Consider the following 24,669-nt stretch of genomic DNA (forward strand, 5'->3'; position numbering starts at 1 on the left):
TGGCCCGGTCGACCTGATCGGATCGATGTCCCATGAGGCTCCGCCTCCGTCAGCGGGGCGTCATGGGCATATCCGCCGGAACTTCTCGCCCGGCATGTAGCGCTCCCACTCGGCACGCGAGAGGGAGCGGCCCACCTCGGCGCACACGGTGGCGACGGGATCCGCGGGGAGGCCGACGTTCCACAGCCGCGTGGTCCGGTCGTTGCCGACGGTGGCGATCGTGCGTCCGTCCGGGCTGTACGCCACTCCCTCGATCGAGCGGGTGTGGCCGGTCAGAGCGGGCCCGATCTGATGGTGGGTCCGCAGATCCCACAGGCGCAGGGTGCCGTCCGCGGAGCCGGTGGCGAGAGTCGTACCGGCCGGGCCGAACGCGATCGCGAAGACCCTGTCGGTGTGGCCGGTCAGGGCCCCTCCGATCTGCCGGTGACGCGCGACGTCCCACAGCCGTACGGTGCCGTTCCCGGCCGTGGTGGCCAGGGTGCGGCCATCCGGGCTGAACGCCAGATCGTCGAAACCGAAGCCGTCGGTGGCGGCGGGCAGCGGGGCTCCGATCCGGCGGCGGGACGCCACGTCGAAGAGCCGCACGGCGCGATCGTCGCCCGCCACGGCCACCGTGGAGCCGTCGGGGCTGAACGCCACCGCCGAGATGGAGTCACCGGGCACCGTGATGCGAGGCCCCGTCTCGCGGCGGCCCGCGACGTCCCAGAACCCGGTGGACGGACCATGCTGGAACGCGAGGAGCCCGCCGTCGGGGCTGAAGACCACTTTCCAGTCGTCCTTGTTCGAATAGACGGGAACACCGATCTGGCGCTGGGTGGCGGTGCTCCACAGCCGTACGGTGCCGTCGGTGCTCGCCGTGGTGAGCGTCCTCTCGTCGGGACTGAACCGCATCGCGTAGACATGGGACGCGGGACCGTCCGCGGATCGCAGATAACGGCCGACCTGACGCTGGGTCGCCGCGTCCCAGAGCCGCACGGCGAGATCCGCGTCGCTCGCGGCGGCGTCCACCCGGGGACCGGCGGCGGCCAGCGTTCTTCCCCCCGGGCCGAAGGCGACGTCCGAGAGGGCGGGCATCGTGGCGCCGACCTGCCGGTAGACCGCCGGGTCCCACAGCCACACCACGCCGTCCTCGCCGGCGCCCGCGAGAAGTCTCCCGTCAGGACTGTACGTCACCTGCTCGATCGGTTGCCGTTTGTCGGCGAGCGCGGAACCCACCGGCCGGCGATCGGCGGTGTCCCACAGCCGGGTGAAGCCGGTGGCTCCGGCGGTGACGATTCTCTTCCCGTCGGGGCTGAAGGCCACGTCGTGGAAACCGCGGAAGGCGCCCGTGCCGTCCGGATCCCGCAGGGCGCCGCCGACCTGGTCGTGGGTGGCGAGATTCCACAGCCGCGCGGTCCCGTCCGCACTCGTGGTGGCGAGAGTGGTCCCGTCCGGGCTGACGGAGAGGGCGCGGACATCGCCGGTGTGCCCGGTGAACGCGTCCCCGACCTGGCGGTGCGTCGCGGTGTCCCAGAGCCGCGCGGTGTCATCGGCGCCGGCGGTGACCAGGCGTTTCCCATCCGAGCTGAACGCCACCGCGTTGACCGCCCGGGTGCCATCAGACCGGGCGGGACGGCCGATGGTGTCCCCGCTCTGCCGGCGTGCGGCCACGTCCCATACCTGCGTGGTGCCCTCGTAGCCCGAGGTCGCGAGAGCCCGTCCGTCCGGGCTGAACGCCATCGCCTGCACCGACTCCGTGGTGGCGAGTGAGGGGCCCAGCGACCGGTGCGTGGACACGTCCCAGAACTCGACGGTCCGGAAGCAGGCCGTCGCCAGGACCTTCCCCGAGGGGCTTAAGGCCATGGCGAAGCCCGCGGCGCAGCCGAACTTCGCGGCGACGATCGGCGGGGCGAGTGGCCGGCGCGACGCGACGTCCCACAGCGACACGAGCCCGTCATCGCTCCCAGCCGCGATGACCGAGCCATCAGGGCTGAAGGCCAGCTGGGTGATGGGTCCGCCCGGTCCGGACAGAGTCCCCCGGCCCGGGCGGACGGCCACGTCGAGCAGGCGGAAACGGGCCTCCGGGGTGGGCGCGGTACGCCACGCCGCCACGGCCAGCAGCGCGGAGGTCTCCGGATCGCCGGCCGCCTCGCTCTGCGCCGCCAGCTGACGGGACACCGCCAGGCGCCGCTGGTGATCGGCATTACGCGCGGTGACGATCGCGGCGCCGGCCGCGACGAGGGCGAGAGCCGACAGCACCGCCAGGCCGGCCATGACCAGGCCCCGGCGGCGGCCTGCCCGCCGCGCCGCCTGCGCCGACGCGGCGACGAAGCCCTCCGCGGTGGGACCGGGCGGCGGAAAGCTGTCGGTGTCGCGGCTCCAGCGGGACCGGGAGTCCTGTACGCACAACAGCCGGGCTCCGCGGTAGAGGTAGGCCGGGTCGCGATGGTTCTCGGCCCACTGCGCGGCGTCCTCGACGAGCCGGTCGTACACCACCTGCGCGGTCAGGTCGGGTTCGAGCCACTGCCGGAGGGCCGGCCAGGTGGTCAGGAGCACGTCATGGGCGATCTCGGCGGTGTCCTCGTACAGGGTCAGCAGGCGCTGGGCGGCGAACGCGGAGAGCAGTGCCTCGACCCGGTCCCGCCGTTCCGGCGTGTGCGCGGACGCGGCGGCATGGATCTCGGCCAGCGTCGCCCTGCGCCGCGCCACCCGGCCGCCGACGGTGATCAGCGTCATCCGCCGGAAGATCCTCAGCGCGGTCTTGCGGTCCTCGGCCGGCATCCTGGCGAGGATCGCGTCGGCCGTACGGCGCACGGAGTCGCGGACCCGGCCCGACTCCTCGTATCCCCGGATGGTCAGCAGGCGTTTCTCGCGTCGCTGATAGGTGTTGAGCAGAGCCTGCGAGAGCAGGGGCAGGGTCCCGGCCGCGTAACGGTCCCCGCCGGACGGCTCGACGCGCAGTTCGCCCAGGATGGTCTCCACCAGACCGCACTCGATCTCCAGTCCCGCGGCGGCCGCAGGGCCGGTGATGGCCAGCCGGAGGTCCTCCTCCGCCATCGGCTCGACGATGACCTGCCCGTCCTGGATGGCCTCGGCGAACTGCGGGTAGGCCGCGCATCGGTCCCAGTAGTCCGCGCGCACACCGACGACGACTCCGGCTCCGTGCGGCCCGTCCGCCAGAGCGTGCAGGTTTCTCACGAACGCCTGGCGCTCTCCCTCGTCGGTGACCAGGGTGAACAGTTCCTCGAACTGATCCACGACCAGCAGGAGGCGCTCGGGGTGCGGCTCCTCGCGTAACCGCTCCAGGACCGTCTCGGCGCGCCCGCCGTACACCTCCGCCAGGACGTCGGCGAGCGTCGTCGACGGTGTCGACGTCGGCGTGAGGAGCCGGCGCGGCCAGTGCTCCGATCCGGCGACCGGCAACAGGCCCTTCGCCGTCGCCGGCATCAGCCCCGCCCGTAGCAACGACGACTTGCCCACGCCCGAGGCACCCGAGACCAGCAGGATGGATCCGTGCTCCTCGATCCGTGGCCCTAAGCGTCCGAGGAGGTCGCGGGTCGCCCGCGCGCGGCCGAAGAAGAACTCGGTGCTGTCGGCCTCGAACGGCGCCAGGCCCTGGTACGGGCACGTGCCGTCGTCGCCGGACGGCGGCGGCGCGGCACCCCTGTTCGCCGCCGGCCGGTCGTCCCCGTCGCCCATGACCCTCATTCTGGCCATTCGTTGCTACTTCGACCAATCGTCCGATCCCGTTCTGATTCGTCCGAACCGTTGCTGAACAGCCGGAACGTCCCTTCGATAGGCGTACGGATCTCGCCGGCGGAGGGGGTCCGGTGAAGACAGGGGACCGCCATCGACACCAGGCACGGGGTACATGAACAACGGAGAAATCACAGGGGCCGGCGGCAGCGAGCCGCGAACGCTGTCCGTCGGGCTACTCGGACCCTTCACCGTGGCGGTGAACGAACGCCCGGTCTCCCTCACGGCGGGCAGGTTGCGCGCCCTGCTGGCAGCGCTGGCGCTGTCGGCCGGCCGGGTCGTGTCGGTCGATCACCTGGCGGCAGGGGTGTGGGCGGATGAGGACTCACCCGCCAACGTCCGTAGAAGCGTGCAGACCTACATGGCCCGGCTGCGAAGCGCGCTCGGGGCCGGGGCGATCGGTTCGACGCCCGCCGGCTACGTCCTGCGTACCGATCCCGAACGCGTCGACGCCCTGCGGTTCGTCCGGCTGCTGAACGCCGCGTCCGCCGCGCCCGACGGCGTGGCGGGACGGCCGCGGCTGGTGGAGGCGCTGAAGCTGTGGCGCGGCACGCCGTTCGAGGGCGTGCCGTCCGGCCTGCTGGAGAAGTCGGAGGCCCCGTGGTTGCTCGAGCGGTACCTGACCGCGCTGGAGTGGCGGCTCGACCTGGACATCTCCGCGGGACGTCACGGCGACCTGGTGGTGGAACTGTGTGAGCTGACCGCTCGGTATCCGCTGCGCGAGTCACTCTGGGCGCGGCTGCTCGTCGTCCTCGACCGCTCCGGCCGCCGGGCCGACGCACTCGCGCGGTACGAGACCATGCGAACCCGGATCGCCACTGAGCTCGGTGTGGATCCCGATCCGACACTGCAGCGGATCCATATCGACCTGCTGACACGAAGGACACCGCTCGTTTCTCGACGCTGCCCGGTCTGCCCGGTCCAGGGAAGCTGATTACGGAGCGGTTCCCGAAGTCCGTGAGCAGTCGAAAGGCGTTCCGCGCCGCAGTTTGCCGAACTATTTGCATCCGCTAGAAAGGTCATCGATAACGCATGGGAATTCATATCGGAAGGCCCTGGTAAGTTTTCCCCGACACGCCAGAAGGCCGCCGGCAGGCGGAATCATCCAGGCGAAAGATCCGGATAAATGCGAGCTGATCTCGTTCATGCCTTCCGCAGATCGACCACGTACTCCTTCTTGGCGGTCGTCCTGGTGGCCGGCCTCCTGCCGTTCACGGCCACGGCGGTGCTCGCCTCCGAGGCGCCGCGCACCTCAAGGCTCAGGCGCGGGCGGTGGTGGCTCTGGCGCACAACGGGTCGGTCACTCTCGACACCGAGACCATCACCACGGCCATCTGCCAGCCCGTTCCCATGATGGGACCGCCGGGCCCTGTCGCCGGTCTCACGTTGATCGGCCTGGCCGCACCACGCCGCCGCCGGCGGCGAAACCGCCGACCCCCTGCACGCCAAAGCCGAATTCCACATAACCGTCACCTGTCATCACATCGGCCGACGCGGATCCAATCTTCTGCCTCGTTTTTCGGCAAGGTGGTTGTTCAATGATACTTCCCAAGAGCATGGCGATCGCTGTCGCCGGAGGTGTCACTTTCGCCTCATGCGCGGCTATTCCTGTTGGTTCCGCAGCGGGTACAGCCGAAAAAGTCACCTCAAATGGTGACTGCTGCCGGCACCGCAATGGTCGATCGAGCAGCCGCAACGTCAATCACGACCGTCACCGGAAACGAGTCGCGGCCAGAGTCCGCAACGGCAACTCCAACGCGGCCGACGCGCGGCAGCGCTGTGAAGACCCCGACCTCGGCGCCGTCACCGCCCCACTGCCCACCTCACCGGCACCGCCGGGTGATCCGACCGCTGCGGCGATGCAGGCGTACCTGGAGGGTCTGGCCGCGAACGGGTTCACCGGATCGGTGCTGGTGCTGCGGCGTGGACAGGTGCTGGCGCGCTTCGCCGCAGGTGAGGCCGACGAGGAGAACCACATTCCCGTCCGTACGGACACCGTCTTCCGGCTCGCCTCGGTCACCAAAGAGTTCACCGCGATGCTCCTGCTGAAGCTGCAAAGCTGTGGCGTGCACCTGGACGACCCGGTCTGCCCGTATCTCATCCCGAGATTCATCGACGCCTGCCCGGAGGCGTGGCTGCCCATCACGCTCCGCCAGACCGTCACCCACACCTCGGGCATCCCCGACATCCAGGGGCTGCCCGACTTCTACCGCCTGCTCTCGCAGCCGACGACGACCCGGGCGCTCATCCGGCGGTTCATCAACCTGCCGTTGGACTTCCCGCCCGGCACCAGCTGGAAGTACACCAACTCCGGTTTCATCCTGGCCGGCGCGATCATCGAGACGGTGACGCACAAGCCGTACGGTGCGGCACTGCGCGACGAGATCGCCGGCCCGCTGAACCTCCGGCACACCGGCTACAGCCGCGGAAACCCGCCCCCCGGGTACGCGAAGGGCTACTTCACACTCGGTTCACCCGCTCCGCCCACCAACGGCTCCCAGGCGTTCTCCGCGACCGGCATCTACTCCACCACCGACGACATCGCCCGCTGGGACCGATCGTTCGGCGCGTACCTGGTCGCACCGCCCGCCATCGTCAGGCAGGCGTTCACGCCACAGGCACCGTGCCCGCCCGCCGGCTGCCTCAACCTGCCGTCGAGCGCGTACGCCTTCGGCTGGATCCTCGACCGGCTCGACGGGCACCGGCTGATCTACCACCCCGGCCTTCTCCAGGGCTACGCCGCGAGCAACATGTACCTGCCCGACGAGGACATCGAGGCGGTCGTCCTCAGCAACGTGGAGGCCACCAACAGCAACGGCATCGCCCGCCACCTCGCCACGCTGGCCCTGGAGTCCTAGACAGGTACTCGGTCAGGGCCGGCCGTCGGCGTAGACGGTGAGGTCCGAGATGACGTACGTCGCGGGGTCCAGTTCGTCGAGGTCGTCGGCGACCCACGGATCCCGCGTGGTGATCGCGCGAAGGCCCGTGCCGTACGCGGCCGGGCCCACGGACTCGCGGCGCGGCCGGGCCGGAGCGGTGGGCCGGTAGAAGGCCTCCGGTGCCTCGCTCAGCCGTTCGGGCCGTGCGCCGCCGCCCGCGCCGAAGACCGCGAAGCGCCGGTCGCCGTCGGCCGCGTAGTGCGGGAGGGCGTGGTAGCCGCGGACGAGGAACCCGAGCCGGTCGGCGAGACTCTGCGCGAGCGCGGCGCACCCCCTCGGATCCTGGCCGTACGGGGCGAGGACGGCGCTCTCGCGGATCTCCGCCGGAAACGCCTCGTAGAGCGCCGCCAGCTCGGCCACCCCGGGGACGTCCTCCCCTGGAGCACCGACCAGCACGATCGGCCGGTGCGGCTCGGCCGGTACGCCGAACCCCAGATCCACCAGCGGCAGTGCCGCGGCACCCGCGACCCGTACCCAGAGTCCCGCCGGTATCGAGGTGACCGTCGTCCCGCGCGAGGGAGCGACGCCGGAGAGCGCCGCCTGCCAGACGGGCGCCGGATACCGGGGCCCGCTCCACTCAGGGTCGTGCCCCGGCCGGAAGCCGACCCATCCCGCACCCGGACCGGCCGAGAACAGCTCGCCGCCGCGCAGAGTGACCAGCTCTCCATCGGGCGCGATCACCTCCAGGCCGAGCCGGTCGGCGAGCCGCCCGGCGAGCGGGTCGGCCCTGGAGGCGTCCGGCCGTGCCATGCGAGGGGCGACCAGGCGAATCCCCCATCCCGCCGGCCCGCCACGGGCGTACGCGTCCGCGTGCACCAGGTCCTGAAGGTCGGCGACCAGCTCGTCGCTCAGCTCGTCCAGCTCGGCCGCGGCGGATCCCTCGACCACGACGATCGTCCGGTACGGCTCGGCGGCCAACGCCGCCGCGTGCCCGGGCTCTGCCGCCGCGGCGTCGGCCGCCCGGACCACGAGCACCGAGCCGGCTTGCACGGCCACGACCTCGCTGCGACGCGTACTCACCAGCATGCCGTCTCCTTCGGTCAGACCACCCTCATCTAGGTGAACGGCCTCCGTACGATCGAGGGTTCAACCCGGGCCGTCGCTGCAGGCGGCAGACATGCGGCACGGCCGGACGGTCAGCACGGCCGGGCTTAAGAAGGCGGCCGAATCCCGGGCCCGGTCGGCCTCATCCGGCCCCGTACACGATCGACGGCGGCACCCTCGCAGGGCATCGTCGCTGGTCAGAGCGGATAAGCGGTCAAACCACACAGATTCGGGCGGAAGGCGCCCCGTACGGCTTCGCCGTTGACCCCTCGTCAGGCCCATCGCAGAATGCGCAGGTCTGCGAGGTCACACGCTTCGGGACCCCGACCTCAGGAGGTTCGCAATGGAAACGGTACGAGCTTGGAAAGACCCGTACTACCGGCGCGGGATGGGCGGTACCGCGCTGATGGAGCATCCGGCGGGCACGGTTTCGATCGTCGAGCCCCTGCAGGCCGAGACCGAGGGCATCGAGGCGCGGTTCTCGACCACGATCCTGACGTGCACCTGCGGGCCCACGCTGGTGTGGTACTGCCCCTGATCGATCGCCGGCGGGGATGGGGGCGCGTGGACGACTGGTTTCCCTGGCAGCGGGCGACGACGCTGGCCGAGCGGCGTACGGATCGGCCGGTCGTGACCGACGAGGAGTTCGGCGGTCTCCGGTACGGCTTCTGGGCCGAACACCTCTGGGTACGCGACGCGGCGATCGCGGAGCGGCTGGGCGCGGCCGGCACGGACCTGGACGGCTTCCGGCGGCTTCTGGGCGAGCGTCCGGACTCCCTGAGCGAACGCCTGGCCGAGACCCCGCTCTGGGCGGAACGCCTCGTCGCCGATCTCGCGGCGAGCGCCCCGGCCGGCGACGAGGCCGGTGGCTTCGGCACCCTCGTCCGTCCGCTGGTGACCGCGGCCCGGACTCGGCTGGCCGGCCGGATCGACGCGATGACCGGCGTCCCGGCTCCGCTGCGGACCCTGCGCGACGTGCTCACCGCCGACGAGCCGCGACGGCGGCTGTCGGAGGCGACCGTACGCACGCTGGTCCTGGAGCTGAACGTCGCACGCGTCGAAGGCCGGCTCACCGGCGGGAGCCGTGAGGAACGGTTCGCCGACTTCTGCCGCGGGCTGGCCGATCCCGCCGTCGCCCGCGGGATCTGGCGTGAGTATCCGGTCCTGGCCCGCTACGTGACCACGGTCCTCGACCGGTGGGTCGATCGGAGCACCGAGCTGGCCGGGCGGCTCGCATGCGACTTCGAGGCGCTGTGCGCGGCCGGGCTGCTTCCCGCGCGGCCCGGGACGCTGACCGGGATCACGGCCGGCGCCGGCGACGTCCACCGGGGAGGGCGGAGCGTCGCGATCGTCTCCTTCGAACGCGCCAGGCTCGTGTACAAACCGCGCTCGCTCCGTGCGGACACCGCCTTCAGCGGCCTCCTGGACTGGTGGAACCGGCGCTCGCCGCGGCACCGGCTGCGGACCCTCGCGATTCTCGATCGCGGGACGTACGGCTGGGCGGAGTTCGCCGACGGGGCGGCCGGGCGCGACCCCGAGGCATTCTACTGGCGGACCGGCGCCCTGCTCGCCTTCCTCTACCTGCTCAGCGCCGTCGACCTGCACTTCGAGAACATCATCGCCAGCGGTGACCACCCCGTCCTGGTCGACCTGGAGGGGCTCTTCCAGAGCGACGTCCTGGAGGTCACGGCCGAGCCGCGCTGGGACGACCACGACCCGGCGGCGCGGCTCATCCGGCGCTCGGTCCTCGCGACCGGGCTGTTGCCGCTCGCGACGCTCGTTCGCGACGAACGGAGCCGTCGCCACCGCGTCGACGTCAGCGGCATCGGTGCGGAGCGGCACCAGATCTCCTGGGCGGAGGTGCTCACGCTCGACGAGCGGGGTACCGACGAGATGCGCATGGTCAAGGACCGGCCGATGATGACCCTGCGGCTGACCAACCAGCCGACCGTGGCCGGTACGCCGGTCGACCCGGCCGACCACCGGGACGCGGTCCTGTCCGGGTTCGCGGCGGCGTACCGGCTGATCGCGTGCCACCGGGACGACCGGGAGTTGCTCCGGGCATGCGAGGGGTTCCGGCACGCGCCACTGCGGGCCATCCTGCGGCCGACACAGCTGTACGCGGGGCTGCTCACCGACGCCCTGCACCCCGACTTCCTGCGCGACGGCCTGGACCGGCTCATCTGCCTCGACCGGCTGTGGAACGGCCTGCCCGACGCCCCAGGGCGGGCCCGGTTGATCGAGAGCGAGATCGCCCAGCTCACCGGCGGCGACATCCCGCTGTTCGAGTTCACCCCCGACGGCCGCGACCTGGTCGGCGGAGACGGCGACCGCGTCACCGGCGTGCTGACCGCCGCCCCGTACGACACCATGCGCGACCGGCTCGCGTCGCTGTCAGAGGAGGACCTGGGGCGGCAGATCCAGATCATCCATGGTGCCTACACCACGCTGCGGATGGACGGCGCGGCCTGGCCGTCCGTCGACGTACGGCTCGGCTCGGCGTCCGCGACGGCGTCCGAGCTGGTCCGGGCCGCGGAAACGATCGCCGGCACCGTGCTGGGCCAGGCGACGCGGGAGGGCGACGCGATCGGGTGGGTCGGCGCCGCACCGCAGGACGACCGGTTCTGGACGCTGCAGAGCGCGGGCGTCGACCTGTACGGCGGACGCCCCGGCATCGGCCTGTTCCTCGCGTACGCCGGCCTGCTGACCGGCGACGAGGAAGCGTGGTCGGCCGCGCGGCTGGTGGCCGACGGCGTGGCACGGGACCTGCGGGCGGTGCTGGAGGAGACGGCGGCGTCGGCACGCCGTACGCCGCTGCGCGCCGGCGCGACCGGCAACCTGATCGGCGGTTTCGGGATCATCGGCGGCTCGCTGTACTTCCTCGCCGCGCTCACGCGGCTGACCGGCGACCGCCGCTGGACCGGAGTCGTGGAGCGCGCGGCCGAGGCGATCGCCGAGTACGCCACGGTCGACCGGCACCTCGACCTGGTCGGCGGCGCGTCCGGCGGCATTCTGGCGCTGCTGGCGGCCGGCGACGTCATCGGCGAACGCCACGCCGCCGGGCTCGCGGCGCGTACGGCGTCGAGCCTGCTGAGCCGGGCGCGGCGGTCGGGCGACGGCACGGTCACCTGGCCGTCGCCGCTGGGCCGCGACGAGATGATGCTCACCGGCCTGTCACACGGCGCGTCCGGCCTGGCCTACGCCTTCGCCGAACTCTTCGCGCGGGTGCCGGACCCTCGTTACGCCGAGGCCGCCGGCCACGCCCTGGCCTACGAACGAAGCCGGTTCGACGCCGGGAACTGGGCGGACCTGCGTGAGGGTGTCGCCGATCCCGCGTACGGGCTCTTCTGGTGCAACGGCGCACCCGGCATCGGCCTGGTCAGGTCCGCCCTGTTGCGACGGCACGGCCGCCTGGACCTTCCCGGCGGCACGGCGGCGCTCGAACGCGAGGCGGAGATCGCCATGGCCACCACGGTGCGTTCGTGCTTCGCCGACACGATGACCGGCCGGCGCACCCACAGCCTGTGCCACGGCGACGTGGGCAACCTCCTCATCGTCCAGGACCACGCGCGGCGCGTCGGCGACGACGACCTGCTCGGCCGATGCTCCCGCGTCGCGCGGACCCTGCTCGACACGGCCGCCGCGAGCGGCTGGAGCTGCGGCGTGCCACTCGGCGTCCCCACGCCGGGACTCATGTGCGGGCTGTCCGGCATCGGCCTCGGTCTCCTGCGCGCCGCCTTCCCGAGCGAGGTGCCGGACGTCCTGCTCCTCCAGACGTGACGGGCACGGGAGCGTCGCCGCCATCACCGCCGATGCCGCTGGCCTGACGGAGTGCGCGACGGTGCGGCGCTCTGACGAGCCGGGGGTGATCCCGCAGTCGGCTGTTCGTCGCCGACGCAGCCTCGATCGTCAGTCGAGGCCTTCGATGATGCGGAAGTCGCGCTCGACGCCGTCGGCGAGTACGGCCAGCGCCTCCTGGTAGGCCGCACTCGCATGTGCGGCGACCGCCTGTTCGAAGCTGTCGAACTCGATCAGGACGGTGCGCTCGGCGATTCCGGCGTCGTGTGCGACGATCCGGCCGCCGCGGGCGAGCGGCCGCCCGCCTGCGGCCTTGACGGCTGGACCAGCCAGCTTGTTGTAAGCAGCCAGCTTCTCGGGGTCCGCAATGGTGCGGTAGGCGCTGACCCAATAACCCTTGGCCACGGAACCTCCAGTGTTGGGATGAGTGCATTTGACTTACGGGTTGGTCTCGGGTGAACGTCGGCGGGCGAGGGCGAGGGCGAGGCTGGCCATCGTAGTGATCGCCATCGCGGCGACGCCGACGAGCGCCGCGGTCGTGTAGGCGTCGTCGTTCGGGAAGAGGCGGCCCGTAACGGTGCCGGCGGCCAGGACCAGACCGCCTATGGCGCTGCCCAGGGAGTACCCGACGCTGCGGACGACGTAGTTGAAGCTCATGGCGCTCGACGTCTCGCTCTTGGGGGTGACGGCCAGGATGACGCCGGGCATGGCGGCCGAGAAGCTGCCGACGCCGAAGCCCAGCACGCCCATGGCCGCGAGCAGTTCGGCCAGGTTGGACCGGGCGGTGGCGAACAGGACGAACCCGCCGCCGACGATGACGGCGCTGCCGGCCAGGAGCAGGGGGCCGTCGATCCGCGTCCGGACCCGCGGCGTGAGCTTGCCGGCGACGAACCCCAGCACAGAGAACGGGATGAGGACCAGCCCCGCCACGAAGGTGGTCAGTCCGAAGCCGTAGCCGGCGCTGTGCGGCGTCTGCGCGTAGCGGGTGATGAGCGTGAGCAGGAGGTACATGCCGCTCCCGCCGACGAACATGGCGATGTTCGCCCCGGCGACCGCCGGGTGCCGTACCGCCCGGACGTCGACCAGGGGCGTCTTGGTTCGCAGTTCGGAAACGGTCCAGGCGCAGAGCAGGAGTACGGCGGCGACGGCAACGGTCACCGCCACGGCGAGGTGTCGGCTCCACAGGCTCCTCTCGCCGGCCAGGAACAGGACGAGGAGCAGTCCACCCGCCAGGACGAGCGCACCGGCCACGTTCACGTGAGCGGAGCGGCCTTCGGGAGCTGCGGGCATGGAGCGCCACGCGGTCACGAAGGCGATGGCGGTGACGAGCAGGCCGAGGCCGTAGGCGGCCCGCAGTCCGCCGAACTCGGCGAGCAGCGCGGCCAGCGGGTAGCCGACGCCGACTCCGATGATGGAGACCACCGAGATCAGGGCGATCGTGGCCGCGCTGCGCTCCTCGGGAAGATGGTCGCGGGCCACACCCATCATCAGCGCCGTGAGACCGAGTCCGACGCCTTGGGCCGCTCTGCCCACGAGCAGCCAGGCGAACGGCAGCGGCAGCACGGTGAGCGCGCTGCCGGCGACGACGATCGCCAGCGTGGCGAGAATCGTGGCCCGCCGGTGCGGACCGGCTCCGAGCCGGCCGAGGACGGGTGTGGCGACGGCGCCGCTGAGCAGGGCGATGGTCAGCGTCCACTGCGCGCTGTCGAGGGAGACGTGGAACGTGGTCGCCACGCTGGTGATGAGCGGCGTCCCGAGGCTGGCGACCGCCGCCACGACCAGGGCGATGAACATCAGGGCGGGGACCAGAAGACGTGCCTCGGAACGTGTCAGGGCAGTGCTCATGGGCTGGTCATGAGCCTGAGCCGCGGTCACCGGTCCGACTCCTGTCGGGCGTGACTTTCGAGCTCCGCCAGATGCAGCAGCGCCGGGAGGGCTGCCGCCAAGGCCTCGACCTCGTCACCGGCGAGTTCGTCGATCAACCGCGCGTACGCGTCGACGCCCGCCTGGCGTCGCGTCCGGACGTACGACGCGCCGGCCTCGGTCAGGCACACCAGCGTGACCCGCTTGTCGGAGGGATCACCCTTCCGCTCGACCAGCCCGGATTCCTCCATCACCCGGACCAGGACGGTCATCGCGGGCTGGGTGACGCCCTCGGCCGCCGCCAGATCGGTGATCCGTCGCGGGCCGGTCTTGTCGAGGGTGGCCAAGGCGGCGGCGGAGGTCAGGCTCATGTCGCGGGGAAGGCGTCTCACGGCCCTGGTGGCCAGACCGTAGAGGGCTGACCCGATGGCATCGGAAGCGCCGTGCGCGGCGTCTCGGCGACTCACGCCTGAAGCATAGCAGCTTTATATAAACTCTTTATGCATCGTCCCGGGCGCGTCACCGGCGGCGGGTCCTTCGGCAGCGCAGCCGCGGTCGTGAACGCGGTGTTCACCACCGGCCACGGCATCTCGAACTCGCGCGCGGCCTGCCACCACCGTCCGTCCGCAGTCGGCGACCGCTTCCCCGGCCGGGTACGCAACCGCGACCGCGATGGGATCGACGGCAGCGCCTCGGTGAACGTCCTGCGCCGGCACTGCTCGTTGACGCACTGCCATCGGCGCCAGGTCCAGGTCAGGCGGAGGCCGGCGTAACACTGAGTTTCTCCACCGCTTCACTCGAAGTCGGTGCCGTGAACAACGCCGCCATGACCCGCGGTGGGTGGCGACCGCCGGGCATGCCACAGGAGCGGAATGCCGGTCAGCTCGCGTCGGCGGCCTCCGCGATGAGACCCCTGAGAAAAGTGGCGGCCGCGGCCTCGAATGCCTCACCAAAGGCCGGGTGCATGAACGCCAGGCTCGAATCGGCCTGGAACGCGGCGAGCTGTGCGGGGGCGGGACGGCTGCGGGTCCACAGGGCGCCGACGAGGATGATGACCATGTGCGAGGCGCGGAGCGCCTGCTCATCGTCGAGTTCGGGGAGTAGGCCGCGGAGCCGCTCGGCGAGCCAGCGCATGCCGTCGCGTGAGGACCTTTTGTACCTGGTCGCGACGTCGACTGAGATGTTGTGCTCAAGAATCGCGTGTTGCACGCTCAGCAGTTCGCACAGCGTCGGGTGGGCGGCGAACGTTTTCGCTAGCCGCGCCGCGACCTGGCGCGCCCTGACCGGAGCCGACGCGGACGGGTCGACCCACCCGGGGAGCGTCGCGGCGATCTCGGCCCGGTAGCGGGCGGCCGCCTCGGAGAGCAGGTCGAGCAGCACCGCCTCGCGCGACTCGAAGTAGCGCGTCATGGCGGACTTGGCCAGCCCGACCCGTCGGCTGAGCTCGTTGAGGCTCAAGGCCGCCACCGGCATCTCGTCCAGCATGTCGGCCGCGGTCCGGAGGATGCTCTGCCGCCGCATCGCCCGCTGTTCGTCGCTCCGCGCACGCTGGAAGGTCGCCACCCCCTGAAGATAACCGACCGGCGGTCCATTGACTATGGACCGCCGGTACATTAACTTCAATGTACCGGCGGTCCACTATCCGCCGCGAAACAGCAGGGTGGGCCGTCTGCCCGGCTGAGGGAAGGGACACGTCATGAGTCAGAAGGTCGCCCTCGTCACCGGGGCCTCCTCAGGCATCGGGGAGAGCACCGCCCGCCGCCTCCACGACGCCGGCTTCGTCGTCTACGGCGCCGCTCGCCGCGTCGATCGGATGGCGGCACTGGCCGCCGCCGGCCTGCATACCGTCTCCCTCGACGTCACCGACGAGTCTTCGGCCGAAAAGGCCGTCGCGGAGATCCTCGCGGCGCACGGCCGGATCGACGTCCTGGTGAACAACGCCGGGTACGGCTCGTACGGAGCGCTTGAGGACGTCCCCATGGCCGAGGCCCGCTCCCAGATCGAGGTCAACCTCTTCGGTCTCGCACAGCTCACCCGGGCCGTGCTGCCGACCATGCGGGCCCAGCGCAGCGGCACCATCATCAACATCAGCTCCATGGGCGGCCGGCTCGCCACGCCACTGGGCGCCTGGTACCACGCCAGCAAGTTCGCGGTCGAGGGGCTCAGCGACGCCCTGCGCTTGGAGCTACGGCGCTTCGGCATCGACGTCGTCGTGATCGAGCCCGGCTTGATCCGCACCGAGTGGGGCGGCATCGCGGCCCGCAAGCTGCGTGCCACTTCAGGCGGGGGGTATTACGGCGACCAGGCCGAGGCCATCGCCGTGTCACTGGAGAACGGCTCCCGGCCGGACGCGCCCAGAACCTCATCCCCCGACGTTGTGGCCGGCGCCGTGACCCGCGCCGCGACGGCCCGCCGCCCCCGCACCCGGTACACCGTCGGCTTCGGCGCCCGGCCGCTCCTCCTCGTACGCAGGGTGCTCCCGGACAGGGCCTTCGACGCATTCATCAGGCGCAGTTCGGGCCTGCCCTCCTGAAAACACGTCACAAGGCCGTCCACGCCGCCACACCGGCGTGGGCACGGAGGAGACACTCGCCCTTCCGCCCCGGGCGAGCCTCACCCTGGCCGACGTCGATGACGCGGACCAATCACGGTACGGCTCGCTTCCCACTGAAGGTCCCGGCGTAGCGGACGGCCGCGTACATGAGCGACTGAGACCAACCTGAGGAGGCTGGACCATAGGGGCGCCCCTCCTGCTCCAGCCTCCCCCGCCTACCGAGGGGACATCGCACGCCCAATATCCCGGTAGGTATGTACACCCATCTCCTCGATGATCGGTCAGTCGAACTGCAGGACGAACCGCCCGCGAGTGCCGCGCTGTTCGAGCGAGCGGTGCGCGTCGGTGGCTCGGGAGGCGGGCAGTTCGCCGGCCACGCGTACGGTGAGCCGTCCTTCGCCGGCGAGTTCGGCGAGCCGGTCAAGCTCGGCCGCGGCCTCGACGTAGTCGCGGACGAAGATCGGGGCGACGCGGACCCGGTCGGTCCCGTCGTCCTGGTAGCCGCGGACGGTGACGACGGTGCCGCCGTCCCTGACGGCAGGGAGCGTGGCGGCCTCCAGCGCGGCGGCATCGAAGAGCCCGTCGACGCCGCCGGGGTGGTGGCGGCGGACCATCGCGACGAAGTCGTCACCCCGCGGCACGACCTCGTCGGCTCCGCAGTCGCGGACGAAGGTCTCGTCCTGCCAGGCGGCGTCGGCGACGACGACCAGCCTGGCCTGCTTGGCGAGCTGGACGAAGTACCCGCCGACGGTGCCGGCGGCGCCGGTGACGGCGACCGTCGCGCCGACCGGGAGCGCCAGCGTGTCGAGCGCGAGCTGGGCGGTGAGCCCGTTCATCGGGATGGTGGCGGCCTGGACGTCCGAGAGCCCGGCCGGGATCTTCGCGACCGAGCGTGCCGGCACGACGAGGTCGGCCCGGTAGCCGCCGTGCTCGCCCGAGGGCACCACGATGGCCATGACGGCGTCCCCGATCGCGAACGGGCGGTCGACGGCGGGGCCGACGTCGGTGATCACGCCGGCGACCTCCATGCCCGGCACCCGTACCCCGTCCGCCTCATGCTGTCGCGGACGAGAGCGGATCATTGCGTCGGTCGGATTCACCGTGGCGCTGCTGACCCGGATCCTGACCTGACCGGGACCGATCGGTTCAGCCGCCAGGTCGAGCTCGTCGAGAGCGTCCGGTCCGCCTGGCTGTGTCACCCCGATTGCTTGAACCATGGTTGTTCGTCACTCCTTATTCGTTGTCGCCTGGATGGTGATGGGCAGGGCCGACCGCGCCGCTGACATCAGTCGCGGCGTGTGCTCAACCCAGTTCGGCTACGGCGATGTGGGGGCGTGAAGACCCTCGAGCAGCAAGCTGCACACCTCGTCGAGCTCGGTGCCGATGCCGGGGTTCTGCCATTCGGCTGCGTGGGCGAGGTGGTGGAACTTGGCGGTGGCGTGGAAGACCACGCGGGCGGTGGCCTCCGCGTCGCCGGTGCGGAAGCTGCCATCGGCGGCGCCGTCGGCGAGGATGGCTGTCAGCTGGCCCAAGAGGTCGGCGACGTGGTCAGTGGCGACACCGCTGTGCGCGGCCGCGAGGATTCCGTAAGCGGCGAACAGCTCCGGGTCCTCGCGAACCTTGGCCTGCTTCACGGCCAGGACGGCGTGCAGCCAGGTACGCAGTCGCTGCACTGGCGGGACCGCGCTGTCGGCGGCGATGACGGCGAGAGTGTCGCGGTTACGGTCGAGCCAGCGTCGGGTCACGGCCTCGCGTAGCGCCTCCTTGGAGGCGAAGTGCTTGTAGACGGCGGCGTGGCTGACCCCGAGTGCCCGGGCGACGTCGACGACGGTTGCCTTGGCCGCTCCGTGGCGGCGCAGGACTTCCTCGGTGGCCGCCAGGATGGCGTTCGCGTCCAGCGGGGTTCGGGCAGGCATCAGCGCTTGCCGCCCGTTCGCTCGCTGTCCAGTAGCGCGAGCAGGGCGGGGGCATAGCGCTCTCCGGTGACCGCCCCTCGCGGGACGGCCTGCTCGATCGCGTCCAGGTCGTCCTCGGTCAGCTGCAGGCCGGCGGCGTCCACCGCCTCGGTGATGCGGTGCGGTCGGCCGGCCCCGACCAGCGCGACGATGTCCCGGTGCACGCGACCCTGCGCGAGCACCCACGCGATCGCAAGCTGTGCGACCGTGGCGCCGCGGGCGGTGGCGATCTCCCGCAGCCGCTTGACCAACGCGAGGTTGGTTTCGACGTTGTCGGCGGCGAAGCGGGGCAGATGCCCGCGATGCCGTGCGTCGTCGGCGGACGGTTGCCACGCCCCGGTCAGCATTCCCTGGGCGAGCACCCCGTAGGCGGTGACGCCGATGCCCAGCTCGCGACAGGTGGGCAGGATCTCCTCTTCGACGCCGCGACTGAACAGCGAGTACTCGATCTGGACGTCGGTGATCGGGTGCACGGCGTGGGCGCGGCGGATCGTCTCGGCGCCGACCTCGGACAGCCCGATGCCGCGCACGTAGCCCTTCTGCACCATCTCGGCGACGGCGCCGACGGTCTCCTCGATCGGGACAGCGGGGTCCAGCCGGGCCGGGCGGTAGATGTCCACGTAGTCGGTGCCCAGCCGCTGCAGTGAGTAGCCCAGGAAGTTCGGGATCGCGTCAGGCCGGCCGTTGATACCGCGCACGCTGCCGTCCACACCGAACAGCGCGCCGAACTTCACACTCACCACGGCGCGGTCGCGATCAACGGGTCGCAGCACCTGCCCGATGAGCGTCTCGTTGTGTCCCATCCCGTAGTGGTCGGCGGTGTCGACGAACGTGATCCCGGCGTCGAGCGCGCTGCGAAGCGTCGCGACGCTCAGCTGGTCGACGCTGTGTCCGTACGCGCCGGACATGCCCGCACAGCCGAGCCCGACCGCCCCAACGCAGACGTCGGCGCCGAGTGTTCTCTGCTCCATGCGATTACACTAGACAGGTCGGTAACAGGTGTCAAAATTTGTAACTTGCCACCTAAGACGCGACGCGGCGCGGAGGGCGCGGGCGGCCGGGTACAGCCCGGCGATCGCGTCCGGCGAGTACGTCGCGAGCCCTTGATGAGGTCGCCCAGACCCCGGCCGATCTCAGCGGCTGTCTCGCCCCGGCCGTGCTCGCCGTCACGACCGGCGGCAAGGTCTGGTCCAAGCCCCGCTGAGTACGCCTCACCACTCGCCCGGCGTGTCTACGGCCTCCGCCACGCCTGCGTCTCCACATGGTTCAACGGCGGCGTCCCACCCACGTCGCCGGATCTCGGTGCTGCTGAAGGTCTACGCCACACGAGGGCCAGCGCGAGACCGCCGAACGCCGCATCGAGGCAGCTCTCCGGGGGCCTGCGTCTTCGGCACTTATCCGCCACAACCACCCGCCACCGCCCGGTGACGGCCGCACACAGCCGGACATAACGCAACCAGCGCCCGACCTCATTCACGCGGGTCGGGCGCTATTTTCGCTAAGTTTGGGCAGTGGACAGGGGCGGGGTCGAACCGCCGACCTTCCGCTTTTCAGAAGTGACATCAGCGCTGTTAACGACGCCCAGGCCAAGGTCAGATGGTGCTCGATGGCGGCCGGAGGCGCCGACCGATCCGCTGAAGCACGAGCGGTCTGGCTCCGAGCTGGCGGACTTGCCCGATGCCCGGAACTCGTCGGGCGAGGCGGCGCTGGGCAGACGGCACACCGGTCCGACAACGGCGATCGGCTCGTTGTCGGTGCGGTTCTCAGACATCGGCGCCTCGGTCGGCGTACGGCAACCGTCACGGCGAAGGGCGGGATACCCCGAACACTATGAATGTCCTGACCACGGGCCGAATCCTAGGCAGTGTGGCAGCCCCTCACCGCCTCGCGCTGGGCAGCGAAAGAGCGGCCGGCATCGTCGTGATGACGGCGGCGCCCCTGCGCTGTCGCCTCAAACGGACTCGAGTTCGTGATCGTTGGCCGGTTCCTCCGGTGTCTCGGCGTCGCGGGCCCGGCCAGCCCGATTGTTGACCTTGATCATGATGGCCTGGGCGTAGAGGTAAATGCCGCCGATGATGCCGAGAACGGCGATCGGCACGCCCCAGACAGGTGGCACGTACATGGCCAGGAACCAGGACTTGACCTTGACGTCGGTCAGGATGAAGACCAGCGGGATCAGCCCCTGCGGGATGAACAAGATGGAGCCGAGACCCCAGCTGAGGCCCTCTATCGTGCTGCCCTTCTTGGTGTCCTCGCCGCCGGCCGTACGGGCCACGGTGGCTCGGCCGGTGCGCATGGTGTGCAGCAGGTCGGATCCGTGCGAGATGAGCCGCTTGATGGCCAGCGTGCCCAGCATGCGGGCGACGACGACGCCGGTCACCACGCTGACCGGCAGCCCCGCCCAGGTCAGCCACGGCATGTCGAAATGCGCGCCGAGGAACACCACGCCGAGCGCGGGGGCCGCGGGCAGCATGCCGACCCAGAACAGCACCTGGGACTGACCGGTGGTGTCGGCGCGCTCCAGCGGGTTGCTGGGCCGCTTGTGCGCGTCCGGACCGGGAACCATGCCGAACACCGACGAGTAGACGATCAGGCCGGCGCCGCCGCCCAACAGGGCCGGCACAGTCGCGGCGACCCAGGGCCACGTCCAGGTGTAGCCGCTCCACCAGGGGAAGGCGATGCTCAGGGCGATCGCGAGGGGTCCAAAGACGATCAGGTATGCCCACTGCCGGCCGCGGACGTCGGCGCGCTGGGTGCCGATGGTCAGCGTCTGCCAGAGCGCGGTGCCGTCCTGGCTGTACAGGTTGCAGGCGGAGGTGATCGCGAACAGGGCGAGCGCCGGGCCGGCCCAGGGCAGCAGGAGCTTGGCGTCGAATATCAGCGGCAGCAGCACAGTGCCCACCGCCCAGACGATCGGCACCGTGGCGGTGGTGGTCCGCAGCGGATCACGCCACCAGGTGCGCAGCTCCTTGCGGACGACCGCGCCGGTGGTGCCGGCGAGCAGCCTCCCGCTGCCCGGCGCGCGGCCGGCGCTGCCACGGATGGTGACCCGGGTCCGGCGCGGCGTGCCGAGCTCGACCGACCAGGCGAGCAGCAGCAGCCCGCACAGCAGGGCCAGGCCGATCGGCGCGGCGACCGCCGGCAGCCAGTTCCCACCGGCGGCGGCGTCCACGGCCACCACGCCCCAGCTCGACGGGATCGCCCGCAGCGTGGTGGTCGTCGCATGCGAGAACCCGGTGGTGAGGATGTCGGAATACATGATCGCCACGACGACCATCCAGCCGGACTGGGTCAGCACGAGCATCGCCGCGAACAGCACGCCGGTGATCGCCGCGCCGGCCCGCGACGCGGTGACCACTCCGAAGAGCGCGTACGCCACCCGGGACAACAGCACCACGAACACCAGTTGCAGCGCCGCCACCGGCACCGCCACCAGCGCCGGAACGAGGCCCTGCCGGGCCCCGTAGGTGATCAGGGCGAGGAAGCCCAGCGCGGTGACCGCGGTGGTGATGCCCACGAACGCCGCGCCCAGCAGGCCCACCGCGAGCTTGCGTCGGGGCACCGGCAGCAGCATGAAGTGGTCGGCCCGCAGCACCGCCGAGCCGCCCCACAGCGGGCCGATCAGCCAGCCGAGCGTCCACATCAGGAACACGCCCGCCAGCAGGTCGCCCAGGACGTCCTCGTCGGGGATATCGATCAGGGTGAGCCAGATGGTGGCCGCCGCGAACAACAACCCGAGGATGGCGCCGACCAGCATCCACGCGGCCCGGCCTCCGGTCATCGAACTCTTGATGATCGTCAGCTTCATCCGGATCAGGACGCCAGCCACGACAGCCCCTTCCGGGTGTGATCATCGCCGCCGACCAGACGCACGAAGGTCTGCTCCAACGTGGTGTCGCCGCGCACCTCGTCGAGCGGGCCGGCCGCGACGACCTGCCCGCGGGCCATGATGGCCACGGTGTCGCACAGCTGCTCGACCAGCGGCATCACGTGGCTGGACAGCACCACCGAGCCGCCGCCGGCCACGAACCCCTTCAGGATCGCCTTGAGTGCCGCTGCGGACACCGGGTCGACCGCCTCGAACGGCTCGTCCAGCACCAGCAGCCGCGGCCCGTGCAGCAGCGCCGTCGCCAGTCCGATCTTCTTACGCATGCCGGTCGAGTAGTCCACCACCAGCGTCCGCTCGGCCGAGCCGAGCTCCATCACATCGAGCAGTTCCTGGACGCGGCCAGCCAGCACGCCGGGGTCGATGCCGCGCAACTGTCCGATGTACGTCAACAGCTCCCGCCCGGTCAGCCGCTCAGGCATCGACAGCCCGTCGGGCAGCACACCCATCAGCGTCTTCGCCTCGACCGGATCGGACCAGACGTCCACCCCGAACACCCGCGACTCACCGGCGTCCGGGCGCAGCAGGCCGACCGCCATGGACAAGGAGGTCGTCTTGCCCGCTCCGTTCGGGCCGACCAGCCCGAAGAAGGAACCTTGCGGCACCACGAGATCGACATGGTTGACCGCCACGTTGGTGCCGAATTCCTTGTGGAGTCCGACAATTCGCAGCGCCGCCGTGCCGCTCTCTGGGCTTTCCGTTCCGTTAGTGGTCGCTGGCAACCGATTCCTCTCGAAGTAACTAGGTGTCACTAGGTGGCGACGGGCCCAGTTTGCCCGACTTGCCCCACGCACGGAAGCGCGTAAATTCAGGCGTAGATCGACTGCTCTCACTTCGCGGCGAGCGGGAAGTGCAGCAGCCCAAAGATTATGAAGGAGTCGCGACGCCAGCGCTTCATCTGGCGGCTGCCGCCGGCTGAGGCCCGGCTAGTAATTAGTCCAGCCAGCCAGGCGCCCCGGTCGGACCGGTGACGTTATCTCCGTGGTTCGGCGGCTGGGGCGCCGGCGGATGAGGCGAGACAAGGTCAACCGCGGCGCCGTCACCGTTGCCGTCAAAAACGCCCCGGGCCTGATGGCTCCGGGGCGTCTTGGCTGTTCAGAGGCGGTGGGCAGGGGCGGGGCCGAACCGCCGACCTACCGCTTTTCAGAAGTGACATCACCCCTGCTGACGGTGCCCGGGCCCAGGTCAGACGGTGGTCGACGTGCGTCCACGGTCGTCGGTGGTGGCTACCGTTGCTGTCATCGTTGCTATCAGCCGGGCCGCCGTTGCGGAAGCTGTCGACGTGCGCTGATCCAGCGTGCCGGACTTGGCAACGTGGCATATGTCTTCCGTATGGACCCGGCTTTGCCTCGGCTCGCTGCGGGCCAGAGCCGCGGTGGTTGCATACCGCCGCACTCCCCCGGTTCACCCCGACAGGGCCCATGAACCCTCTGAACGACGGCCCGGCGCTGGCCGCTTGACACCGGTCCGACATGCTATGGACGTGAACGCACCTACGGGAGCTCGGTGGAGTAACGAGCTGACGGCGTCGCTCATTCAGGCTGATCGGCCCGGCGAAGTGTTCCAGACCGCGGCGCTGTGCATGGCTGAAGAGTTCGCATCCGACGGGTTCCGATGGATCAAGTCCCGCAAAAGCCTGGAGCGGCGGGATGACGCGGGGCGATGGGAGCGAATGAGCCTGGAGCCCAGCTATCGCAATAGGGCCGGACAACTCATCGAGTTCGCCATCGGTCAGCTGCGCGTCGATGACGCCCTGCTGGAAGAGTGGCGCTTCACCAACCATCCCCGGACCGTCGTCCGCGCGGACAGTGCGCTCGGCATCGTCTGCTACACCAGCTGTTACGACCTCGCGCGGGTCGGCTTCAACAACAAAGTGATCTTGACCAGGCCAGAGCGTCGCCTCGCTTGTCTGGGCGCTCTGTGTGACCAGATCAGAGAGATCGTCTTGCCCTGGTTCGCCAGCACCAGAAATCCGAAGCAGTTGACACACGCCGTCCCTGAGGCGCTGCTGGGGCCGTTCGCGTACGCGACCGACCTGATTGAGTTCCTGGTCGTCCACAACGAACCTGAGCAGGCCCGACTGCTCATCGACCGAGTCGTGGCCCTCGAGCCGAAACAACGAGCAGCCTTCGACGAGGGACGCCGACTCGCCCAGGACGGGATCCGCAGCCGGCCCAACTGGCACACACCGGAGGCTCTCGGCTGGACCAGCGCCACACTCGGCCTCGCCTAAGCGCTCAGCCATCAAACCAACCCGGGCAGCCGGAAATTAAGCCCAGGTCAGCCAACAGGATCGCTACCCGTCCTCGCACAGCTGCCTCGTGTTGATCCGGATCGCAGCGAGACCGCAACACAAAGAATTTCGCCCCCTGAGCCATAAGGCGGTCACGAACGTCCACAAGCGAGCAGGCCGCCCGCCTGGCCCTTTGCGTCGCGCTGATCGTGGACGCGAAGGCGGACGGTCGTTCGCTGCGGCGTTTGCTGTCATAAAGCAGCCCCGAGACGCGACGTCTCGGGGCTGTTCTTGCAGGTCAGAGAGGTGGGCAGGGGCGGGGTCGAACCGCCGACCTTCCGCTTTTCAGTGAGAGTATCCATTGCCACGGCTTGCCGTGCCTGACCTGGCCTTATATGTCAGGGTTCGTCACAGAGCAAAGCGACTTTGGCACGTATTTGGCACATGGACAGTCAAACCCAGCACAACGGCCCCCGGCGTGATCGAACCCCGCAACCCACATGCTGGAGCTAGTTCCTTGGATTTCCGTGACCAGCGCAACAGCTTGGTCGCTTACTTCCTGCCCCATATTGCCCCGTTCGGTATCTTACTCTGTACAACCGCTTCGTCCATCGCTACTTGACACTGCAAAGACTGGCAAAACATGACATTTTGGACGGCTC

General features: G+C 70.4%; 19 protein-coding genes. 7 read left to right on the plus strand and 12 right to left on the minus strand.

What is annotated here, in order from left to right; translation table 11 throughout:
* Window positions 1-60: 60 nt before the first annotated feature.
* Complete coding sequence (locus QWU11_RS34700) at window positions 61-3,678, minus strand: NACHT domain-containing protein (protein ID WP_290118733.1); 3,618 nt, start codon at window positions 3,676-3,678, stop codon at window positions 61-63.
* 172 nt (window positions 3,679-3,850) lie between these two features.
* On the opposite strand from QWU11_RS34700, the gene QWU11_RS34705 reads away from it, so the two are divergent.
* Window positions 3,851-4,669: an AfsR/SARP family transcriptional regulator gene (locus tag QWU11_RS34705; RefSeq protein WP_290118734.1), complete on the plus strand. Its 819-nt coding sequence runs from the start codon at window positions 3,851-3,853 to the stop codon at window positions 4,667-4,669.
* 209 nt (window positions 4,670-4,878) lie between these two features.
* On the opposite strand, the gene QWU11_RS34710 is transcribed toward QWU11_RS34705, so the two are convergent.
* Window positions 4,879-5,025, minus strand: coding sequence for a hypothetical protein (locus tag QWU11_RS34710; protein WP_290118735.1), 147 nt, complete (start codon window positions 5,023-5,025; stop codon window positions 4,879-4,881).
* A 569-nt stretch (window positions 5,026-5,594) separates the two neighbouring features.
* Here QWU11_RS34710 and QWU11_RS34715 point away from each other — a divergent pair.
* The gene (locus QWU11_RS34715; RefSeq protein ID WP_290118736.1) at window positions 5,595-6,593 is read left to right on the plus strand and encodes a serine hydrolase domain-containing protein; all 999 of its coding nucleotides are present in this window, start codon (window positions 5,595-5,597) and stop codon (window positions 6,591-6,593) included.
* 12 nt (window positions 6,594-6,605) lie between these two features.
* Here QWU11_RS34715 and QWU11_RS34720 read toward each other — a convergent pair whose 3' ends face one another.
* Window positions 6,606-7,700 (minus strand): hypothetical protein, encoded by a 1,095-nt coding sequence (locus QWU11_RS34720; protein WP_290118737.1) that lies wholly within the window; start codon window positions 7,698-7,700, stop codon window positions 6,606-6,608.
* Between the two features lie 361 nt (window positions 7,701-8,061).
* Here QWU11_RS34720 and QWU11_RS34725 point away from each other — a divergent pair, with 361 nt between their 5' ends.
* Complete coding sequence (locus QWU11_RS34725) at window positions 8,062-8,256, plus strand: mersacidin/lichenicidin family type 2 lantibiotic (RefSeq protein ID WP_290118738.1); 195 nt, start codon at window positions 8,062-8,064, stop codon at window positions 8,254-8,256.
* A 26-nt stretch (window positions 8,257-8,282) separates the two neighbouring features.
* The gene (locus tag QWU11_RS34730) at window positions 8,283-11,498 is read left to right on the plus strand and encodes a type 2 lanthipeptide synthetase LanM family protein (RefSeq protein WP_290118739.1); all 3,216 of its coding nucleotides are present in this window, start codon (window positions 8,283-8,285) and stop codon (window positions 11,496-11,498) included.
* Window positions 11,499-11,627: 129 nt separating this feature from the next.
* Here QWU11_RS34730 and QWU11_RS34735 read toward each other — a convergent pair whose 3' ends face one another.
* From QWU11_RS34735 to QWU11_RS34745, 3 genes are read right to left on the minus strand one after another with little or no spacing between them, the layout of a single operon-like run.
* Window positions 11,628-11,921: a DUF1330 domain-containing protein gene (locus QWU11_RS34735; RefSeq protein ID WP_290118740.1), complete on the minus strand. Its 294-nt coding sequence runs from the start codon at window positions 11,919-11,921 to the stop codon at window positions 11,628-11,630.
* A 33-nt stretch (window positions 11,922-11,954) separates the two neighbouring features.
* Entirely contained in the window at window positions 11,955-13,361 is a 1,407-nt protein-coding gene (locus QWU11_RS34740; protein ID WP_290118741.1) for an MFS transporter, read from the minus strand.
* A 26-nt stretch (window positions 13,362-13,387) separates the two neighbouring features.
* The gene (locus tag QWU11_RS34745; RefSeq protein WP_290118742.1) at window positions 13,388-13,846 is read right to left on the minus strand and encodes a MarR family transcriptional regulator; all 459 of its coding nucleotides are present in this window, start codon (window positions 13,844-13,846) and stop codon (window positions 13,388-13,390) included.
* A gap of 33 nt (window positions 13,847-13,879) precedes the next feature.
* On the opposite strand from QWU11_RS34745, the gene QWU11_RS34750 reads away from it, so the two are divergent.
* Entirely contained in the window at window positions 13,880-14,152 is a 273-nt protein-coding gene (locus QWU11_RS34750; protein WP_290118743.1) for a hypothetical protein, read from the plus strand.
* 106 nt (window positions 14,153-14,258) lie between these two features.
* On the opposite strand, the gene QWU11_RS34755 is transcribed toward QWU11_RS34750, so the two are convergent.
* Window positions 14,259-14,942, minus strand: coding sequence for a TetR family transcriptional regulator (locus QWU11_RS34755; RefSeq protein WP_290118744.1), 684 nt, complete (start codon window positions 14,940-14,942; stop codon window positions 14,259-14,261).
* A 133-nt stretch (window positions 14,943-15,075) separates the two neighbouring features.
* On the opposite strand from QWU11_RS34755, the gene QWU11_RS34760 reads away from it, so the two are divergent.
* Complete coding sequence (locus tag QWU11_RS34760) at window positions 15,076-15,912, plus strand: oxidoreductase (RefSeq protein WP_290118745.1); 837 nt, start codon at window positions 15,076-15,078, stop codon at window positions 15,910-15,912.
* Between the two features lie 302 nt (window positions 15,913-16,214).
* Here QWU11_RS34760 and QWU11_RS34765 read toward each other — a convergent pair whose 3' ends face one another.
* The 5 genes from QWU11_RS34765 to QWU11_RS34785 form a co-directional block, all read right to left on the minus strand.
* A complete protein-coding gene (locus tag QWU11_RS34765) occupies window positions 16,215-17,150 on the minus strand; it encodes an NADP-dependent oxidoreductase (RefSeq protein ID WP_290118746.1) in 936 nt (311 codons plus the stop codon).
* A 99-nt stretch (window positions 17,151-17,249) separates the two neighbouring features.
* Entirely contained in the window at window positions 17,250-17,849 is a 600-nt protein-coding gene (locus QWU11_RS34770) for a TetR family transcriptional regulator (protein ID WP_290118747.1), read from the minus strand.
* Complete coding sequence (locus tag QWU11_RS34775) at window positions 17,849-18,859, minus strand: aldo/keto reductase (RefSeq protein ID WP_290118748.1); 1,011 nt, start codon at window positions 18,857-18,859, stop codon at window positions 17,849-17,851. The genes QWU11_RS34770 and QWU11_RS34775 overlap by 1 nt, the downstream gene beginning before the upstream one ends.
* Window positions 18,860-19,839: 980 nt before the next feature.
* Complete coding sequence (locus tag QWU11_RS34780) at window positions 19,840-21,717, minus strand: hypothetical protein (protein WP_290118749.1); 1,878 nt, start codon at window positions 21,715-21,717, stop codon at window positions 19,840-19,842.
* Window positions 21,702-22,439: an ABC transporter ATP-binding protein gene (locus QWU11_RS34785; RefSeq protein ID WP_290118769.1), complete on the minus strand. Its 738-nt coding sequence runs from the start codon at window positions 22,437-22,439 to the stop codon at window positions 21,702-21,704. The genes QWU11_RS34780 and QWU11_RS34785 overlap by 16 nt, the downstream gene beginning before the upstream one ends.
* 818 nt (window positions 22,440-23,257) lie before the next feature.
* Here QWU11_RS34785 and QWU11_RS34790 point away from each other — a divergent pair.
* Complete coding sequence (locus QWU11_RS34790) at window positions 23,258-24,007, plus strand: hypothetical protein (RefSeq protein ID WP_290118750.1); 750 nt, start codon at window positions 23,258-23,260, stop codon at window positions 24,005-24,007.
* Window positions 24,008-24,669 lie beyond the last annotated feature (662 nt).

It is taken from the genome of Actinomadura sp. DC4, assembly GCF_030406325.1.
Lineage (GTDB): Bacteria > Actinomycetota > Actinomycetes > Streptosporangiales > Streptosporangiaceae > Actinoallomurus.

Coding starts and splice junctions, on each gene's coding strand:
- QWU11_RS34700 (WP_290118733.1), bottom strand. CDS start 3,678: ATGGGCGACGGGGACGACCGGCCGGCGGCGAACAGGGGTGCCGCGCCG.
- QWU11_RS34715 (WP_290118736.1), top strand. CDS start 5,595: ATGCAGGCGTACCTGGAGGGTCTGGCCGCGAACGGGTTCACCGGATCG.
- QWU11_RS34725 (WP_290118738.1), top strand. CDS start 8,062: ATGGAAACGGTACGAGCTTGGAAAGACCCGTACTACCGGCGCGGGATG.
- QWU11_RS34720 (WP_290118737.1), bottom strand. CDS start 7,700: ATGCTGGTGAGTACGCGTCGCAGCGAGGTCGTGGCCGTGCAAGCCGGC.
- QWU11_RS34765 (WP_290118746.1), bottom strand. CDS start 17,150: ATGGTTCAAGCAATCGGGGTGACACAGCCAGGCGGACCGGACGCTCTC.
- QWU11_RS34705 (WP_290118734.1), top strand. CDS start 3,851: ATGAACAACGGAGAAATCACAGGGGCCGGCGGCAGCGAGCCGCGAACG.
- QWU11_RS34770 (WP_290118747.1), bottom strand. CDS start 17,849: ATGCCTGCCCGAACCCCGCTGGACGCGAACGCCATCCTGGCGGCCACC.
- QWU11_RS34760 (WP_290118745.1), top strand. CDS start 15,076: ATGAGTCAGAAGGTCGCCCTCGTCACCGGGGCCTCCTCAGGCATCGGG.
- QWU11_RS34740 (WP_290118741.1), bottom strand. CDS start 13,361: ATGAGCACTGCCCTGACACGTTCCGAGGCACGTCTTCTGGTCCCCGCC.
- QWU11_RS34775 (WP_290118748.1), bottom strand. CDS start 18,859: ATGGAGCAGAGAACACTCGGCGCCGACGTCTGCGTTGGGGCGGTCGGG.
- QWU11_RS34750 (WP_290118743.1), top strand. CDS start 13,880: ATGCATCGTCCCGGGCGCGTCACCGGCGGCGGGTCCTTCGGCAGCGCA.